Source organism: Burkholderia sp. FL-7-2-10-S1-D7, assembly GCF_001524185.1.
Classification (GTDB): Bacteria; Pseudomonadota; Gammaproteobacteria; order Burkholderiales; family Burkholderiaceae; genus Burkholderia; species Burkholderia diffusa.
The window spans coordinates 128,036-143,744 of the sequence record NZ_LOWY01000074.1 but is presented as its reverse complement, the minus strand read 5'-3'; the positions used below and the strand labels follow the sequence as shown (position 1 = coordinate 143,744).

The 15,709-nt window shown below is 69.5% G+C and carries 14 protein-coding genes; 1 reads left to right on the top strand and 13 read right to left on the bottom strand.

The genetic code is table 11. The features are described 5' to 3' along the window. Positions 1 to 13 precede the first annotated feature (13 nt). The 13 genes from WS75_RS22950 to WS75_RS22890 all read right to left on the bottom strand — a co-directional run bounded on the left by WS75_RS22950 (position 14) and on the right by WS75_RS22890 (position 12,742). Positions 14 to 841: an alpha/beta hydrolase gene (locus WS75_RS22950; RefSeq protein WP_059683441.1), complete on the bottom strand. Its 828-nt coding sequence runs from the start codon at positions 839 to 841 to the stop codon at positions 14 to 16. 381 nt (positions 842 to 1,222) lie between these two features. Continuing rightward, positions 1,223 to 1,435 carry a hypothetical protein gene (locus WS75_RS22945; protein ID WP_059683438.1) on the bottom strand — a complete coding sequence of 71 codons (213 nt, stop codon included), beginning with the start codon at positions 1,433 to 1,435 and terminating at the stop codon, positions 1,223 to 1,225. 250 nt (positions 1,436 to 1,685) lie between these two features. Continuing rightward, complete coding sequence (locus WS75_RS22940; protein WP_059683436.1) at positions 1,686 to 2,123, bottom strand: hypothetical protein; 438 nt, start codon at positions 2,121 to 2,123, stop codon at positions 1,686 to 1,688. Between the two features lie 191 nt (positions 2,124 to 2,314). Continuing rightward, positions 2,315 to 3,238, bottom strand: coding sequence for an ABC transporter permease (locus WS75_RS22935; protein WP_059683433.1), 924 nt, complete (start codon positions 3,236 to 3,238; stop codon positions 2,315 to 2,317). Further along, on the bottom strand, positions 3,238 to 4,110 hold the full coding sequence (locus WS75_RS22930) for an ABC transporter permease (RefSeq protein WP_059683732.1): 873 nt from the start codon (positions 4,108 to 4,110) through the stop codon (positions 3,238 to 3,240). The genes WS75_RS22935 and WS75_RS22930 overlap by 1 nt, the downstream gene beginning before the upstream one ends. A gap of 46 nt (positions 4,111 to 4,156) precedes the next feature. Next, the gene (locus WS75_RS22925; protein WP_059683430.1) at positions 4,157 to 5,236 is read right to left on the bottom strand and encodes an ABC transporter ATP-binding protein; all 1,080 of its coding nucleotides are present in this window, start codon (positions 5,234 to 5,236) and stop codon (positions 4,157 to 4,159) included. Between the two features lie 49 nt (positions 5,237 to 5,285). Then, a complete protein-coding gene (locus WS75_RS22920) occupies positions 5,286 to 6,452 on the bottom strand; it encodes an ABC transporter substrate-binding protein (protein ID WP_059683427.1) in 1,167 nt (388 codons plus the stop codon). A 262-nt stretch (positions 6,453 to 6,714) separates the two neighbouring features. After that, the gene (locus WS75_RS22915; RefSeq protein ID WP_059683425.1) at positions 6,715 to 7,290 is read right to left on the bottom strand and encodes an RBBP9/YdeN family alpha/beta hydrolase; all 576 of its coding nucleotides are present in this window, start codon (positions 7,288 to 7,290) and stop codon (positions 6,715 to 6,717) included. A gap of 22 nt (positions 7,291 to 7,312) precedes the next feature. After that, on the bottom strand, positions 7,313 to 8,641 hold the full coding sequence (locus tag WS75_RS22910; RefSeq protein ID WP_059683423.1) for an MFS transporter: 1,329 nt from the start codon (positions 8,639 to 8,641) through the stop codon (positions 7,313 to 7,315). Between the two features lie 156 nt (positions 8,642 to 8,797). Further along, the gene (locus tag WS75_RS22905) at positions 8,798 to 9,853 is read right to left on the bottom strand and encodes a 3-keto-5-aminohexanoate cleavage protein (RefSeq protein WP_059683421.1); all 1,056 of its coding nucleotides are present in this window, start codon (positions 9,851 to 9,853) and stop codon (positions 8,798 to 8,800) included. A 119-nt stretch (positions 9,854 to 9,972) separates the two neighbouring features. Continuing rightward, on the bottom strand, positions 9,973 to 10,821 hold the full coding sequence (locus tag WS75_RS22900) for a TauD/TfdA dioxygenase family protein (RefSeq protein WP_059683419.1): 849 nt from the start codon (positions 10,819 to 10,821) through the stop codon (positions 9,973 to 9,975). A 10-nt stretch (positions 10,822 to 10,831) separates the two neighbouring features. Next, positions 10,832 to 11,812, bottom strand: a complete 981-nt coding sequence (locus tag WS75_RS22895) for a quinone oxidoreductase family protein (RefSeq protein WP_059683416.1) — start codon at positions 11,810 to 11,812, stop codon at positions 10,832 to 10,834. An 18-nt stretch (positions 11,813 to 11,830) separates the two neighbouring features. Then, entirely contained in the window at positions 11,831 to 12,742 is a 912-nt protein-coding gene (locus tag WS75_RS22890) for a universal stress protein (RefSeq protein WP_059683413.1), read from the bottom strand. A gap of 254 nt (positions 12,743 to 12,996) precedes the next feature. Between WS75_RS22890 and WS75_RS22885 the strand changes: the two genes are divergently transcribed. After that, complete coding sequence (locus WS75_RS22885; protein WP_059683410.1) at positions 12,997 to 15,690, top strand: LuxR C-terminal-related transcriptional regulator; 2,694 nt, start codon at positions 12,997 to 12,999, stop codon at positions 15,688 to 15,690. The last annotated feature ends 19 nt before the right edge of the window (positions 15,691 to 15,709 follow it).

The following is a 15,709-nucleotide window of genomic DNA, read 5'->3' as shown; positions in this document are numbered from 1 at the left end:
CAATGCGGCGCGGTCAATGCGGCGCGACCGCCTGCAACGCAGCGAGCATCGCGCTCTCAGGTTTCGCGAGATCGTCGAGCACCGTGAAGTGCTGCATGCCGGGTAGCCACGCGCGTGCGATCCGTTCGCCGGCCGCTTCGCATGCGTCCGCGTATTCGTGCGCGTGGCGCACGAGCTCCGGCAGCTCGGCCGCACCGACCGCGACGATGGTCGGTGCGCCGGGCCCGACGTGAAGCAGTGGACTGTACGCGGCGATCTCTTGCGCGGTGAGCTTCAGCTTGTCGTCGAGCACGCACAGCGAGATCGGTTCGAGATCGACGAGCGGGCTGATCGCGAGCGCAGACACGACGGCCGGATGCGCGCGATGCACGGCCGTCAGGTGGCCGCCGGCCGAGTGACCGCTCAGGTGGATCGGTCGTCCCGCGGTGCCGATCCCGTCGGGGTCGGCCGCGAGATGGTCGAGCAACGCGCCGATCTCGCCGACGATGTCGGTCATCGATGCGGTCGGTGCGAGCGTGTATTCGGCGAGCACGACGTCGAAGCCGCGTGCAAGCGGCCCGGCGGCCGCGTACGCGAAATCCTCTTTCGCGCAATGCTGCCAGTAGCCGCCGTGAATGAACACGAACAGCGGCGCGTCGGGCCGGCCGCACCGCAGCCAGTCGAAGCGCTGCGCCGGATGCGCACCGTAACGCAGGTCGCGTTGCCCGGGCGTCGCATCGTAAAGCGCTGCGCTGCGTGCCTGGCAGGACGCGAGCACCGCGGGGAAATCGGGAATGGCCTTCGTGTTCAGGTAGGCGGCATCGAGCGCTGCGAGGTCCATGCCGCGATAGAGGATCGTCATTCGGGAAGCGCCGGGTCGGATTGCGGATGCGCGGGACAGTCGCGGTGCCACGCTACGAAGGCGTCGGACGGGCCGACGCCGTTGCACCATTATGTGCAGCGCAACGGGCGCCGGCTATCCGGAATCGGCGGGGGCGGCGCGTGCCTGTCCGCTTTCGGCGGAGAATTGTTGAGCAGCACGCGCATCGTGCCGGCGCATGCGCGAACGGGCGCACCGGCGTGACGAAGCGGCATGACAGTCGCCGCAGCGGAATCCGGGAATCGGGGAAGCGGGGTTCAGTTCAGGCGATGCGCGACCGGAACCGGTGCGCGCGGGTGCGCGATGCGTGCCGCCGACGCGTGTCGGCGGGAATCAGCGGGGTGCGTCAGCGGGAGACGAGGCTCAGTAAGCGGACATCTCGACGCAAGGATCGACCTTGGACGGCGAGCAGATGGCCGAATACTTGGCGCTTTCGCGCATCAGCGCTTCGCCTTCGTGCAGCGCGATCTTGATCTCGGGGTGACGCTCGTAAGCGAGGAATGCGGAGCAGAAGACCGCGGACATCACGACCAGGGAGAACAAAAACTTTTCGAGAGATTGGAAACGTTCGGGCATGGTTCGACCTTTCTACTAGCCCGCGATTATATCTCGAATTAAGGGTTTTCCCTATATGTCGACCCGCATACCGAGGATGGCTTCGACTGATGGGAGGCAGTGTTTGCGCCCTTTTTCCCCGTTACGCACGGTTCATGCGTCGGACAAGACGGGGTAACGGTCGCCTTCAACGGAAGGCAGGCGACGGTGCCGCACGCATCGTCCGCACGGTATTTCGGCAGAAGCGGCGACGAAGCTCGTCGCCGGCGCATCACTGCGGTGCCGACGCGCCGCTGGCCGCATTGCCAGGCCAGGCCTTGCCGATCTGGTCGATCAGCGACTTGGCGGCGCCGGTCGCGATGGCGGCGTCGACACCCGAGGTCTGCCACGAACCGTCGGCGGCCTGCACGAAGGTCAGGTTCGCGCGCGACGGCGTGTAATCGCTGTTGCGCCAGGTGATCACGACGTCGCACGCGTAGGTGCGGTCGCCGGCCTTCCTGCAGTCGCCGGCGGGCTTCGCCGAGACCACGTCGGCCGACACGGGCAGCGGCTGGCCGAACAGCGCGTTCAGGCCACCGTGGTTTTCCGCTTCGAGCGCGCGGCGCACCGCCGCATCGATGTCGCTCGATCCGGGGCCGTCGTGGAGCAGGTGGCAGGCGGCGAGCAGCGTGGCGGCACAGCCGAGTGTCAGCAGCGTGGGAAACTTCATGGAACTCCGCGAATCGGGTGAACGTCGGGCGGCATGCAGCGATGCCAGTGAGCGCATCGCCGAGCCGGTATGCCGCGTAGTCTGCAACGTCCGCGCGTCGTTCGCGGTATCCATTTGTAACCAATTGCACGGAAGGCGGGAACGGCGTGATCGGTGCAAGCGCCCCGCTGCCCCGCCGCTTTCGTGCGCGCCTACTGCCGCTCCTGCTTCACGCGACTCACGAGCTGCGTCGGGCTCACGAACTGCAGCGCGATCACGACCCACACGAGCGTGATGGCCATGTAGATCATCGCCATCGCGTCGATCGACTGCGGCGCGCGCACGCCCGTCGAGAACACCGCGTAATACAGCGCGACGACGAGCGTCTGCGTGCTGGGGCCCGCGGTGAAGAAGGTCAGCTCGAACATCCCGATCGTGCGCACCAGTACGAGCAGCCCCGCCGCGAGCATGCCGGGCACCAGCAGCGGCAGCAGAACGTAGCGGAAATAGCGCCACGTGTTCGCGCCGAAGATGCGCGCGGCGGCTTCGAGATTCGGATCGATCTGCTCGATGAACGGCGTCATCACGAGGATCACGAACGGCAGCGCCGGCACGAGGTTCGCGAGGATCACGCCGGGTAGCGTACCCGCGAGCCCGACCTTGTACATCACGGTCGCCATCGGGATCCCGTACGTGACGGGCGGCACCATCAGCGGCAGCAGGAACACCAGCAGCGCGAAGCGCTTGCCGCGAAACTGCACGCGCGCAAGCGCGTAGGCGGCCGGCACGCCGAGCGCGACCGACAGCAGCACGACCGCGCCGACGACTTCGACGGTCACCCACAGCACGCTGGCGAGCTGGAAGTCTTCCCACGCCTTCGCATACCAGTGCAGCGTGAAGCCCTGCGGCAGCGGCGTGCCGAACCAGCGTGTCGCGACCGAGTTCACCGCGACGGTCGCGATCAGCAGCATCACGTTCAGCAGGAAGAACGCCATCAGCCCCCATACGAGCGCCTTCCACGCGCGGCCGGCGAGGCTGTCGCGTAGTTTCCGCGGCTTCATCGCGTTGACGGGCCGCGCGCCGGGCGGGCTGTGCTTCGGCGGCCATGCCGGCGCCGCATGATTGTCGGTCGCCATCAGCCCTTGCCCCCCGTGACCGGACCGGTATAGAAGAAGCGGCGCGCGCCGAGCATCGACGCGACCACCAGCAACTGCACGAAGCCCATCACGATCGCGATCGCCGATGCGAGCGAATAGTCGTAGCTCTCGAACGCGGCTTCGGCGGCCGCGATCGAGATCACCCGCGTCGGCCCGGCCGGCGCGCCCAGGAGCACGGCCGACGGGAATACCGAGAACGCCTGCACGAACGACAGGCACGCGGCCATCGTGAGCCCCGGCACGAGCAGCGGCAGGTAGATCCGCCGGAACTGCTGCCACGGGTTCGCGCCGAGCGTGGCCGCGGCGCGCGCGAGCGTCGGGTCGATGCCGCTGATGTACGACAGCATCAGCAGGAACGCAAACGGAAAGCCCGACACGATCAGCGACAGCAGGACGCCCCAATAATTGTGCGTGAGGCGCACTTCGTCCGTGTAAAGGTGCAGCCCCTGAAGCGCCTGCGGAAACCAGCCGTTCGGTCCGAAATACGTGAGCATCCCGTCGGCGACCAGCACCGTGCCGAGCGTGACCGGAATCACGAGCAGCGTCGTGACGAGCTTCTGGTACGGCGAGTTGCGGCGCAGCGCAAATGCGACGGGCACCGAGATGCCGACGTTGATCAGCGTCGCCGGCACCGCGAGCTTCAGCGTGACGAGCACGGTCGGCCACATCGCGGTGTCGGTGAAGAACTGCACGTAGTTTGCGAGCGCGCCGCCGCCGTTCATCGGCTGGAACGACAGCACGAGGCCGTACGCGAACGGATAGATGAACAGCGCGACGACGAACGCGATCGCCGGCGTGACGAGCCACGCCTTCGCGTCACGCGGCGCGCCGCCTGTCGCGAGCGTGCTCATGCGGCCTCCGGGCAGCGCGCTGCCACGCATGCGGCGCAGCGGCCGTTCATGGCGCGTCTCCCGCATAGACAAGCGTGCGCGCCTGCGCCACGCGCAACCGCAACCGCTCGCCCTCGGCGAATTCGCCGGCGACCCGCGCCCAGATCGGGCCGAACGGCGTGATCACGCGGATGAGTGAGTCGCGGCCGCCGTATTCGACCGTTTCGACGGTCGCGTCGAATGCGTTGTCGGCGCCCTCTTCCGCACGCTCGATGTCGTCGGGGCGCAGCGCGACCACGACGTCCTTGCCGTCGAAACCGGCCATTGGCACACCCGTGATGCGCACGCCGGCCGCGGTGACGTTCACGTAATCGCCGGCCATCCCTTCGAGCGTGAACGGCAGCACGTTGCGATAGCCCATGAAGCGTGCGACGTGCAGGGTGCGCGGGCGCGTGTACACGTCTTTCGGCGACGCCACCTGCTGCACGACGCCCTCCTTCATCACGACGATCCGGTCGGCCATCGACAGCGCTTCGTCCTGGTCGTGCGTCACGTAGATCGTCGCGCGTTCGAGCTGCGTGTGGATGCGGCGGATCTCGGCACGCATCTCGATGCGCAGCTTCGTGTCGAGGTTCGACAGCGGCTCGTCCATCAGCACGAGCGGCGGCTCGATGACGATCGCGCGCGCGATCGCGACGCGCTGCTGCTGCCCGCCCGACAGTTGCCCGGGCAGCTTGCCCTCGTGGCCGACGAGCTGCACGAGTTCGAGTGCCTGCTGCGCGCGCCGCCGCGCTTCCTGCTTCGGCACGCCGCGCATCTTCAGCCCGAAGCCGACGTTCTCGAGCACCGACATGTGCGGAAACAGCGCGTAGTTCTGGAACACCATGCCGAAGCCGCGACGCTCGGGCGGCAACACGTCGATGCGCGTGTCGTCGAGCCAGATGCCGCCGCTCGTGAGCGGCTGCAGCCCGGCGATGCAGTTCAGCGCGGTCGACTTGCCGCAGCCCGACGGGCCGAGCAGCGCGATGAACTCGCCGCGCCTGATGTCGAGATCGAGCCCGTTCAGTGCCGCGACCTGCGCGCCCTCCGCATTGGTGAAGCTGCGACACACGCCGTCGAGCCGCAACCGTTCGAAACTGTGCTTCATTACGCGAACTCCGTCGGCGCGGGCGCCGCGGCGCCCGCGGGGTCATGCGTCATTTCGACTTCTGCGATCCGATCTCGCGGTCCCACTTCTGGAACGCGGCGACCATCGCCTGCGCGTTGAGCGGCTGCACGTGCGGACGATCCGCGAGCAGCTTCGCGTATTCGGGGCGGCCGAACTTCCTGATCACCTCCTGGCTGTGCGCGGGCGCCATCTCGAGCGTCACGCCCTTCACCGCCGGGCCCGGATAGAAGTAGCCGTCGTCGTAGGTCATCGCCTGCTGCGCCGGTTCGAGCAGGAAGTTCATCAGCTTGAACAGCACGTCGAGCTTGTCCTTCGCCACGCCCTTCGGAATCACCATGAAGTGCGCATCGTTGACCCACGTCATGTTGTCGAATGCCTGGATACGGAAGTCGGCCGGCACGATGCCGAGCGCGCGCGGGTTGAGGTCCCAGCCGGTGACGGTCACCGTCATGTCGCGCGTGCCTTCGCCGAGCTCCTTCATCACGGCCGACGTGCCGCCCGGGTAGTACGGCACGCAGTCGTTGAGCTGCTTCAGGAACGCCCAGGTCTTGTCCCAGCCGTTGATCGGATCCTGCGGGTTCTTGTCGCCGAGCACGTACGGCAGCCCCATCAGGAAGGTGCGGCCGGGGCCCGAGTTCGCCGGGCGCGCGTAGATCAGCTTGTTCGGATGCGCCTTGCACCACGCGAGCAACTGCTCGGGCGTCTTCGGCGGATCGCTGACCTTGGCCGGGTTGTATTCGAGCAGCGGGCCGGCCGGCATGTAGGTCACTTCGAGACCGAAGCCCTGCGCGAGGTCCTGCATCTTGCGCGGGCCGGGCGCGTATTTGTCGAGCACGCCGGGAAACGCGCCCGCGTTGTCGGGTAGCAGCTTCAGCCACAGGTTCTGTTCGATGCCGGCGGCCAGCGCGTCGGTGCCCGTCAGCACGAGGTCGATGTCGGCACGTCCCGCCGCCTGCATCGCCTTGATCTTGCCCGGCAACTGCGGCGCGGGCGCGTTCGTGAACGTCACGTTCGAAACGAGATTCGGGTTCTTCTCCTTGAACGCCTCGATGGCCTTCTGCGTGAGCTGCAGGTTGCCCGCGACGTCGACGACGTTCAGCGATACGGGAGCCGCGACGGCGGCCGCAGCCGACAGCGTCAGGCCCAGCGCCAGGGCGATCCGGCGGACACGGCGCGCGATCGTGGTGGTGTTCATGTCTCCTCGCTTCGGTCGGTGGATGGGACCTTTCTTTCGGGAAATCATGACGGCGTTATACGATGTCGGTCAACAAAAAACCGACCCGCGCGGGGCGGGAATTTCCCTAACAAAAACCTTCCGTTCGTTGAGGATTTGTTGATTGGCCGTTGCGACGGATAGGTCGCATGTTAGGACGTCGTATATCAACGGACGCTGAACTGAAATCGGGTCCGACGGACGCGCCGGCATGAAATCGTGCGCGGCGCGTTGCAGACGGCGCTCAGGCCGCACGCAGCGCGATCACCGCCCCGATCAGCCGCTCCGCATCCCGCCACTCGCCGTACCCGGACGCCGGGTTCAGGTGTCCGACTTCGCCGAGATCGACGAGCCGGCTGCCCCATCCTGCCGCCAGCGCCTGCGTGCGTTCGAACCGCGCGAGCGGATCGTTGCGGCTCGCGGCCACGATGCTCGGAAACGGCAGCGGCCGGGTCGGCACCGGCGTCCAGCCCTGCGCGTCGAGCGCATCCTGCGTCGGATAGCCTGCGGGCATCGGCGTATCGAGATCGGCCGGCGCGGCGAGTAGCGCGCCATCGATGGCACGCGTGGCCTGCAGCGCCCAATGCACGGCGATCATGACACCCGCGCTGTGCGCGACGAGGATCACGGGGCCGTCGATCGCGGTCAAAGCCGCATCGAGGGCCGCGACGCGCGCGGCGCGGCTCAGCTTGTCGGCTTCGAGCGGCGCGACAGCGCGCGCGTTCGGCAGGCGCCGTTGCAGATGCGTCTGCCAATGATCTTCGACGTGATCGCGCAAGCCGGGCACGATCAGGATGGTGGGGGCGGTTGCCAGGGTCATGCTGCCTCCGGGAGGGTTCGGTTCAGGAAAGGTGTGACGCGCGCCGTTCGCGTTCGACGCGCGCGATATCGGCCGCGTAGCTCGCGCGTCCGATCGCGAACAGCACGGCGGCCGCGAGCGGCACGGCGGGAATCCATTGCAATGCGCCGACGAGGCCGGTGCGATCGGCGACCCACCCCGTCAGCAGCGGGCCCGGCGCCATGCCGAGCAGGTTGTTGGCGAGCGTGAGCGTCGCGAACGCCGAGGCGTGGATCGCGGCCGGCGTGAGGTTCGCGACCATCGCGCCCGATGCGCCTGACGCACCCGCGCCGACCAGCATGCCCGCGCAGATCAGTGCGAGTTGCAGCGGCCCGGGCGGCAGCCGGAACGCGACCGCGAGGCACACTCCCGTCAGCACGCAATACGCGATCGCGGTCAGCCATTTGCGCTTGCCGTCTGTCTTGCCGATGCGGTCGGTGACGATCCCGCAGCCGACCATCCCGACGCCCGACAGCAGCACGAAGCCGGCCGCAAGCACGGCGGCGCGGTCCGGCGCCATTGCGTAATAGCGGTTCAGGTAGCTCGGCAACCAGGCGAACAGCGCGCCCGGCACGAACAGGTGCAGCCCGCTGCCGACATACGCGCAGATCACCGAACGGGATGCGAACAAGCCCGACATCAGCGCGCGCACGCTGCCGCGCAGGTCGCGCGGCGCGCTGGCGTCGCGCCGGCACGGTTCGATGCGATAAGCGGCGAGCCGCCGTTCGGTCACGACGCAGCGATACGCGACGAGCAGCACGATGCCGAGCGCGGCCATCACGCCGAACGACCAGCGCCAGCCGAGATGCGCGCCGACGAGGCCGCCGAGCGCCATCCCGAACACGGAGCCGAACGCGCCGCCGGCCATGAACGCGCCGGTCAGCGTCGCGCGCAGGCGCGCCGGAAAGATGCTGAGGATCAGCGCGACGCCGACGCTGCCGTACGCGGCTTCGCCGAGACCGACGAGCCCGCGCGCCACGAGCATTTCGGCGTAGTTGGTCGACAGCGCGCATCCGAGCGTCGCGACGCTCCACAGCGCGGCCATCAGCACGATGCTGCGTACGCGGCCGAAGCGGTCGGCGAGCACCGACAGCGGAAACGTCAACAACCCGACGAGCAGCGCGACGACGCCGGACAGCGACCCGAGCTGCGTGTCCGACAGTCCCCACGCGTGCTTCAGCAGCGGAAACACGGCATTGAGCACCTGCCGCGACATGTAGTCCGACAGCAGCAGACCGACGGTGAGCCCGAATACGAGCCAGGCATAGGCCGGCGCGCGCCGCCCGGTGGCCGCCACGTCCTGCAGCGACGGCTCGACGTGATGAATCAGCATGCGTGTCTCCTCCGGCACCGGTGCGGCAATGCGCCGGCGCGGCTTGCACGGCCCCGCTCCGTTCGTCGGAGCTTGCCTCGCGCACCGCGCGAGGGTGGGTGCCGCGGCACATCGATCGGCGGGCGGCGCTGGCGCGCCACCCGGATGCGCGGTGCGTCAGGCCGCGCGCAGCGGCACGTTCACCTCGCCCGGCCGGCGGTTCGGCGCCATCCCGAGCTGCGCGAGCGTCTCGTCGATGCCGTCGTACTGCACGCCGATCCGGTAGATCGCCTTCGCCTCCTTGCCGGTCGCGATGTCGCGGCCGAGTTCGCGCGCGATCCGCACGCACTGCTCGACCTGCTGCACCGACGTCATCCGGTTGCCCTTCTGGTCGATGATCGTGTCCTCGATCCCGCAGCGCGGATGCAGCCCCAGCGCCATCGCCATCGTGTTGATCGGCAGCACGTTCTTCATCAGCGATTCGAGCGTGATGCACGCGCCGTCCGGGCAGCGCCGCACGAATTCCATGAAGTTGTACGGGTTCGGGCCGTCGAAACCGCCACCGATGCCGACCCACGTGACGTTCAGCGGGCCGCGATAGACGCCGCGGCGGATGATCCGTTCGAGCGTCTCCAGCGCGTGCATGCCGGTGAGCTGGAAATGCGGCTGGATGCCGGCCGCCTGCAGCCGGCGCAGGTGCTCGTCGACCCAGCCGGGGCCGGCCGGCACGGTCATCTCGCGGTATGCGTCCCACAGCGCTGCCTCGTTCAGCGACGTGCCGGCGATGTCCTTGCGGTTCATCAGCTCGGTGATGTTCATCTGCACGGTGTTGATCGCGACCGTCACCTGGTCGGGCTTCGGCGTCAGCTCGGCGAGCATGTGGCGCGTGTCGTCGGACAGCCATTTCGCTTCCGCGCCCTCGCCTTCCGGCGCGAACGAGATCGAGCCGCCGACCTGCAGGATCATGTCGGGCACCGCCTCGCGCAGCCGGCCGAGCAGTTCGTTGAACTTCGACAGCCGCTTGCTGCCCTTGCCGTCGAGCTCGCGCACGTGCAGGTGCAGCACCGTCGCGCCCGCGTTGTAGCAGTCGACGGCCTTCTGCACGTGTTCGTCCATCGTTACCGGAATGTCTTCCGGAAAGTCCGCGGGCATCCATTCGGGGCCGTACGGCGCGACCGTGATGACTACCTTGTCCTGGTTTTCCGGGTGCAGCGAATCGTCGAGAAATTGCATGTCGTCCTCCAGATGGAATCGTTGTGTTCGGGGTGTACGGGCGTGCGTATCCCGTCGCGCCGGGCGGCGGGCCCGGTGCGTTGTTGCGTCGTTGCGGATCGCTTACGGTGCGGGCGCGCTCAGAACGGCACGTCGCCGACGATGCCCGCGCGCTCCATCCTGCGCACGCACGGCGGGTAGTCCATCACCGCGTAATGCTGCGTGCTGCGGTTGTCCCAGATCGCGACGCTGTTCTTCTTCCAGCGCCAGCGCACCTGGTACTCGGGGATATAGGCCTGGCTGATCAGGTACTGCAGCAGCTGGCCAGCGCCGGGATTCGCGTCCTGCCCGACACGCACGCGAGCAGGTGTGTGGAAGTTCGTGAAGTGCGTCGTGAACGCGTTCACGTACAGCACCTTTTCGCCGGTTTCGGGATGCGTGCGCACGACCGGATGCTCGGCGTCCGGGTACTGCGCCTTCAGCGCGAGGCGCTTGTCGATCGGCATCGCGGCGCCGAAGCTCGCCTCGATGCTGTGGCGCGCGCGCAAGTCGTCGATCTGCTGCTTCACGGATTCCGGCAGGCGCTCGTACGCGAGCACCATGTTCGCCCACATCGTGTCGCCGCCAACCGGCGGACCCTCGACGCAACGCAGCACGCAGCCGAACGGCGGCGCCACGCGCCAGCTCGCATCGCTGTGCCACGCATTCTCGTAGCGGTCGTTCGGCTGGTCGGGCGACTTGTAGATCCGCACGAGACCCGGGTGCTCGGGATCGCTGCCGGCGACCGGATGATCCTCGAGCTCGCCGAAACGCCGCGCGAACGCGACGTGCTCGGCGCGCGTGATGTCCTGGTCGCGCAGGAACAGCACGCGATGACGCAGCAGCTGCGCGCGGATCTCGGCGAACAGGCCGTCGTCGTGCACGGCGTCGGCGAGGCTCACGTCCAGCAGTTCTGCGCCGATCGCGCAGGTCAGGGGTTCGACTCGCATGCGCGTCTCCTCAGACGATGAACACCGATGAACCGGTCGTCTTGCGTGATTCGAGATCGCGGTGCGCCTGCGCGGCGTCCTGCAGCGCGTAGCGCTGGTTGATCTCGATCTTGATGCGGCCGGCCGCGACGTGCGCGAACAGTTCGCCGGCCAGGTCGTTCTTCTCGGCCGGATCGGCGATGTAGTCGGCCAGCGCCGGGCGCGTCAGGTACAGCGAGCCCTTCATCGCGAGGCGCTGCGGGTCGAACGGCGGGATCGGGCCCGACGCGGTGCCGACGCAGACCATCAGCCCGCGCCGCTTCAGCGAATCGAGCGAGCCTTCGAAGGTGTCCTTGCCGACGCTGTCGAACACGACGTCGACGCCCGCGCCGTCCGTCAGTTCGCGCACGCGTTTCGCGACGTCCTCGCGGCTGTAGTCGATCGTGTGGTCGCAGCCGTGTGCGCGGGCGACCGCGGCCTTGTGTTCGCTCGACACGGTGCCGATCACCGTGAGCCCGAGCAGCTTCGCCCATTGCGACATGATCAGCCCGACGCCGCCCGCGGCCGCATGCAGCAGGATCGTGTCGCCCGGCGCGAACGCGTGGATGCGGCGCAGCAGGTAGGCCGACGTCAGCCCGCGCATCGTCATCGCGGCGGCCGTTTCGCACGCGATGCCGGCGGGCAGCTTCACGAGGGGCGTGGCCGGAATCAGCCGTTCGGTGCTGTACGCGCCGAGCGTGTTGAGGAAGCCCGTGTAGGTCACGCGATCGCCGACGGCGACGTTCGTCACGCCGGGGCCGACGGCCTCGACCACGCCGGCCGCCTCGACGCCGATGCCCGCCGGCAGCGGAACCGGGTAGAGGCCGCTGCGGAAATACGTGTCGGCGAAATTCAGGCCGACGGCCTCGTGCTGCAGGCGAACCTGCCCGGCGCCCGGCTCGCCGACTTCGACCGCTTCCCAGCGCAGCACGTCGGGGCCGCCGGTTTCGTGGAATCGCACTGCATGTGCCATCGTGTTCTCCGTAAGTATTCAGTCGGATGCGCGTCGCGCATCGTCGGGTTCGTCCGCGCCGGGCGTCGTCGCGGCTGCGCCGCTCGCCGGGGGCACGTCCAGTTCGTTCCAGTCGGCGTCGCCCAGGTAGCGCCGCGCGGCCGGGAAAATCACGCCTTCCATGCGCCCCATCTGCTCGAACGCGCCGCGCGCATAGTCGGCGAGCGCGGCATCGAACGCGACCGACGGCAACCCGTCGGCGGCGAGCCGCGCCAGCGCGTCGAGCGCATGCGCATCGCGGCGCCGCTGGCGGTCGAGCTCGTCGAGTTCGGCCGCGGTGCTCTCCGCCCGCATGCGCAATGCCGCAAACAGTCGTGCTTCGGCGGACGCGCCGAAGCGCGCGTTCTGCAGCGCCGCGAGCGATGCCAGTGCCGCCAGCGGGCCGTGCGCGTCGGCGATCGGCCGTCTGGCCGCGTCCGGGTCCGCGCTCGCCATCGTCAATGCCTGCAGGCGCTCGCCGAGCGCGCGATGCGCCGCGAGACAGCGGGCCATCACGCGTGCCTCGGCCGGCGCACGCCGCGTCGGGCACACGAGCACCGGCACGCCGCTCGTCGCCAGCAGCACCCGCCGTTGCGTGGCTGCGGCGGCATCGCAATCGTGCGGCAGCGCGGCGACGCCGATCAGGTCGCAGCCGAGCTCGCCGGCAAGCGTGGCGGGTGCGGTGTCGCCGGCCGCCGCGATCGCATGGGACAGGCCCTGCGCCCGTGCTGCGGCTTCCACTTTCGCACCGTGTTCCGGCATCCGCGCTCCGGATAAACGCGAGTCCGGCGCGGCGGCGGACAGCACGAACGTGACCCGCGCACCGACCGCACGCGCCAGTTCGAGCGCATGGCCGATCGCATCGATGCCGCCGGGCACGCCGTCGACCGTCACGAGCAGATGGCGATACATCGTGCCGCTCCGCTTATCCGGCGCTCGGTGCGCTAAGTCGCGCGCCGGTCGATACGATGTTCATGGTCCCTCCTGGTTGCATTCGTCGGTTGCGTTCATCACGCATCGGAACCCATGCTATCGACCGGACGGCGGTGCGGCCCCACTCGTCGCGGGGGGGATTGACGCGCGAACGCGGTTCGGTCGATCCTTCCCCCCACGCCCACCCCGGACGCTGGCCCGCACGGCATCGCCGGATTCCCACTCGTGCCCCGATGGCCCACCCACCCGATCGCGCCGACGCGCCCCCCACCGAACTCGTGCTGAAGACGACCGCGCCGCGCGTGCCGGCGCAGTTGCTCGCGCGTGCGCGGCTGAGCCTTGCCGCGCCGGCGTTCGACGCGCGGCCCGTCACGCTCGTGCAGGCGCCGGCCGGCTACGGCAAGACCTCGCTGCTCGCGCAATGGCGCCGCGAATCCCTTGCGCTGGGCCGCGCCGTCGTGTGGCTGTCCGCCGACGAGCGCGACGACGCACCGCGCCTGCTGCAGGGGCTCGTGCAGGCGGTGCGCACCGGTTGCGCGCGGCCCGGCTTCGGGCGCCTGATTCCGGACGGTGCCGCCCGCGCGCTGGAGGGGCTGACCGCGTGGCTGGCCGAAGTCGCGCAACTGTCGATCGACGCGCTACTGATCGTCGACGACGCGGAGCGGCTGCCACCCGCCGGCGTCGACGCGCTGACCTACGTGCTGCACAACGCGCCGCAGAACCTGCGGGTGGTCGTCGCGGCCCGGCGCGGGCTCGACCACGCGGCCGGCGACCTGCTCGCCGGCGGGCAATGCACGCTCGCGGGCCCCGACTGGCTGCGCTTCACGCTCGACGAGACGATCGCGCTGGTCGGCGCGCGCTTTGCGCAGCGGGTCGACGCCGACGCGTGCGCGCGCCTGTTCGAACGCGTCGACGGCTGGCCGCTCGGGCTGCAGCTCGCGATGGCCGCGATGGCACGCTCGGCCGATCCGCGACAGGCCGTCGACGCGCTTGCCGCGCGGATGGACGGCACCCGCGACCGGCTCGTCGAGCTGCTGCTCGCGAATTTGTCGGCTGACGACACCGCGTTCCTCACGCGCACGAGCGTCGCCGACCGCCTGCATCCGTCGCTGTGCGCCGCGCTGCTCGACGACGCAAACGCCCCCGACCGGCTCTCGCGGCTCGCGCGCGACACGCCGCTGTTCATCGCGTCGGACGATTCCGACTGGTGCCGGCTGCATCCGCTCGTGCGCGATACGTTGCGCGACCGCCTCGCGGCGAGGCCGGACGCCGAGCGCAGCGCGCTGCACGCGCGCGCGGCCGCGTGGCTCGACACGCACGGGATGACGGAGGAAGCCGCGCGCCACGCGTATGCGGCCGACCAGTTCGACACGGCATACGCGCTTGCGCAGCGCTGCCTCGAGGACGCGATCAAGCAGGGCCGCATCAACGACGTGCTCGACTGGCTCGCGCTGCTGCCCGACGCGGAACTCGACAAGCGCCCGACGCTGCGGATCGCGGTCGCCTGGGCGCTGGCGCTCGGCGAGCGCCATGTCGAGGCGCAGCGCCAGATCGCGGGCATCCTGGCCGACCCCGGCACGCCGGCCGCGATGCGCTACGAATGCGCGCTGATCCTCAGCGCGGCCGCGTATTACGCCGATGAAATCGATCGCTTCGTCGAGCTGTTCGAACCGTGGGCCGACTTCACGCCGCCGGCGGCGACGTGGCTCGCGCAGATGCACGCGAACCGGCTGTCGGCGCGCGCGATCATCGTCGGCGAACCGGCGCAGGCGCGCCGCTTCCAGCAGGCCGCGCCGCGCGGCGAGACGGCGGCCGGGTTCGGCTACGTCGCGCGCTGGGGCGAGCTGATCACGGGCTTGAGCTACTTGCGCGAAGGCCAGATCCGGCTCGCGGACGATGCACTGTCGCCGGCGCTCGCGCGTGCGGAAGCCGATCTCGGGCGCCGCCATCCGCTGACCTGCATGCTCGCGGCGATGTGCGCGGCGATCGCGTACGAGGCCGACCGCGTCGACCAGGCCGCCGCGTTGCTCGCGAACCGTCTCGACGTGCTCGAACACGCGGGCACGCCCGACACCGTGCTGTTCGGCTACCGGACGGCCGCGCGCATCGCGCTGCTGCGCGGCGTCGAGCATCGCGCGATCGACCTGCTCGAGGCGCTCGACGCGATGGGTGTCGCGCGCCGGCTGCCGCGCCTGTCGGTCGCGAGTCTCGCCGAGCAGGTGCGCATTCACGCGGCGCGCTATCGCGAGGCGACCTGCCATGCGCTCGTTGAACGGATCGATGCGATCGCCGCGGCCGAGTTTCCGTCGCACGGGCCGCTGTGGCGGCGCCCCGTCGTGCTGCTGCAGGCGACGGCGCACGCGGGCGCCGCGCTGGCCGCGCGCCGCTGGGACGATGCGTGCGCGGCGCTCGACGAAGCCGCCGTGCTGGCGCGCGAGATGAGCATGGGACGCGAGCGCATCGAGATCATGGCGCTCAGCGCGTTCGCGCTCGACCAGTCCGGGCACGGCGGCCGGGCGCTGCTCGACGAGGCGATGAACCTCGCGGACATGTTCGGCCTCACGCGCACGCTCGCCGACGCGCATCCGGCCGTCGCCGACTGGGCGCGCCGCATCGGCGACGAGGCGCCCGCCGGCGACGGGTCCGTGCGGCCCGCGCAGCCGCAGCCGCGCATCGTGCCGCCCGCGCCGCGCAGCCCGGCAAGCCCGCGCGCGGTGCCGAGCGTCGTGCTGACGCCCAAGGAGCGCGCGATTCTCGAACTGCTCGCGCGCAACCTCTCGAACAAGGAGATCGCGGTGGCGCTCGCCGTCGGCGAGGAAACCGTGAAGTGGCACCTGAAGAACCTGTTCGGCAAGCTCGACGCCAGCTCGCGCAAGCACGCGGTGCGTCGCGCGCTGGTGCTCGGATTGCTCGAAAGCGCACCTTGAACCCCGTCTGAACACGTCG